The sequence below is a fragment of the Roseateles sp. P5_E11 genome (assembly GCF_054049355.1).
Genome location: NZ_JBFUMO010000726.1, coordinates 1 through 2,480, shown reverse-complemented (window position 1 = coordinate 2,480; position 2,480 = coordinate 1). Strand labels below are relative to the sequence as shown.

The 2,480-nt window shown below is 68.8% G+C and carries 3 protein-coding genes; all 3 read left to right on the top strand.

Annotation, left to right across the window (positions count from 1 at the left end; translation table 11 throughout):
• Positions 1-723: dihydrodipicolinate synthase family protein (locus ACXJKR_RS29765; protein ID WP_457325914.1), on the top strand; the 723-nt coding region annotated here is incomplete at its 5' end.
• 75 nt (positions 724-798) lie between these two features.
• Complete coding sequence (locus ACXJKR_RS29760; protein ID WP_457325913.1) at positions 799-1,722, top strand: arabinan endo-1,5-alpha-L-arabinosidase; 924 nt, start codon at positions 799-801, stop codon at positions 1,720-1,722.
• Positions 1,723-1,738: 16 nt separating this feature from the next.
• On the top strand, positions 1,739-2,480 hold a 742-nt coding region (locus ACXJKR_RS29755), incomplete at its 3' end, for an ABC transporter ATP-binding protein (RefSeq protein ID WP_457325912.1).

Here is a 2,480-nt window from a genome sequence, read left to right as displayed (position 1 = left end):
ATCCTGGCGCACGTGGCCGGCCGCGTGCCGGTCATCGTCACGACGACGCATTACTCGACGCAGATCTGCATCGAGCGCAGCAAGCTCGCGCAGGACCTCGGCGCAGCCATGGTCATGGTCATGCCGCCGTACCACGGCGCCACCTTTCGCGTGTCCGAAGGCCAGATCGAGAGCTTCTACCAGCGCATGTCTGACGCGATCGGCATTCCCATCATGATCCAGGACGCCCCGGTGGCGGGCACGCCGCTGTCGGTGCCTTTCCTGGCGCGCATGGCGCAGAGCATCGCCAACGTGAAGTACTTCAAGCTGGAGATGCCGCAGGCCGCCAGCAAGATGCGCGAGCTGATCCGCGTCGGCGGCGCGGCCATCGAAGGCCCGTGGGATGGCGAGGAAGCCATCACGCTGCTGGCCGACCTGGACGCCGGCGCTACTGGCGCGATGACGGGCGGCGGCTTCCCCGACGGCATCCGCAAGATCTTCGACGCCTTCCACGCCGGCGACCGCGAGGAAGCCGTGGCCCAGTACGGCCGCTGGCTGCCGCTGATCAACTACGAGAACCGTCAGGGCGGCATCCTGACCGCCAAGGCGCTGATGAAGGAAGGCGGCGTCATCAAGAGCGATGCGCCGCGCCACCCCTTCCCCGAGATGAGCCCCGAAGTGCGCGCCGGCCTTCTCGACGCCGCCAAGCGACTCGACCCCCTCGTGCTTCGCTGGGGCAAGTAGCCCAACCCGACCGGCTGCGCCGCACGATGGTCGGCGTCCCGCGCCGCCGAGCTTCGGCGTACGGAGATGCATGTGATGCGATTGCTCCTGATCCTRTGTTCCGCGTGGCTCCTTGCCGGCGATGCGTGGGCATGGGAGCCGCAGGGCGACACGGGCGCGCATGACCCGACGCTGCTGATCCAGGGCGACCGCTGGTTCGTCTTCACGACCGGCCGTGGCCTGCAGCGGCTGGAGTCGGCCGACGCTGGCAAGACCTGGCGCCGCCTTGCGCCCATGTTCGGCGAGCCACCCACCTGGTGGGCCGACGCGGTGCCCGAGCACAAGGGCCTGGACGTGTGGGCGCCCAAGCTGTTCGAGCACCGCGGCCGCACCTGGGCGCTGTACTCCGTCTCGACCTTTGGCAAGAACCGCTCGGCCATCGGCCTGGCCAGCAGCGACAGGCCCGACGGCGACTGGCGCGATGAGGGCCTGGTCGTGCAGAGCCGCGCCGAGGACGGCTTCAATGCCATCGACCCCGACCTCTTCGTCGACACCGACGGGCGCCTGTGGCTGAGCTACGGCTCCTTCTGGGGCGGCATCCGCCTGACCGAACTGGGTGCCGAAACGCTGCGCCCCATCGGCGAGACGCGCTTCATCGCCCGCCGCAAGGGCGGCATCGAGGCGCCGACGATTGCCCGCCATGGCGACTGGGTCTATCTGTTCGCTTCCTACGACCTGTGCTGCCGAGGCGCCGCGAGCACCTACAACATCCGCGTCGGTCGCGCCCGCGGCGTGACAGGCCCGTACCTCGATTGCGATGGCAAGGACCTGATGGATGCGGGCGGCACAGCGCTGCTCTCGGGCGGTGCGCGCTGGAAGGGCCCCGGCCACCAGGACATCGTCGGCGACTGGCTGGTCCATCACGCCTACGACGCCGAGCGCGGCGGCAAGCCGCATCTGCGCATCAAGCGCCTGAGCTGGTCCGACGATGGCTGGCCCGTGATCCCCCAAGAAGAATGAACCGGAGACACCCAACGTGGCTGGCCTGAAGTTGGAGAACGTTTGCAAGCGCTATGGCGCGGTGCAGGTCATCGAGAACCTGTCGTTGGACGTGGCCGAAGGCGAGTTCGTCGTCTTCCTCGGCCCCTCCGGCTGCGGCAAGACCAGCCTGCTGCGCATGGTCGCGGGGCTGGAGGAAGTCAGCGGCGGGCGCATCCTGATCGGCGAGCGCGACGTCACCGTCGCCCCGCCGGGGCTGCGCAACCTGGCCATGGTGTTCCAGCACTACGCGCTGTACCCGCACATGAGCGTGCGTGAGAACCTGGCGTTTGGCCTGAAGAACATCGGCATCCCTGCCGACGAGATCACCAGGCGCATCCAGGAGTCGGCCCGCATGCTGGAGCTGGACACGCTGCTGGACCGCAAGCCAGGGCAGTTGTCGGGCGGCCAGCGCCAGCGTGTCGCCATCGGCCGCGCGGTCGTCAAGGAGCCGGGCATCTTCCTGTTCGACGAGCCGTTGTCCAACCTCGACGCGGCGCTGCGTGGGCGCACGCGGCTGGAGCTGGCGCAGCTGCACCAGCGTCTGGGCGCGACGATGGTGTTCGTCACGCACGACCAGATCGAGGCGATGACGCTGGCGACGCGCATCGTCGTCATGAAGGGCGGCGCGATTGAGCAGGTGGCAACGCCGGCGGAGTTGTATCGCCGCCCGGCCACGCGCTTCGTGGCGAGCTTCATCGGCACGCCGGGCATGGGCTTTGTACCGGTGCAGCGCGCAC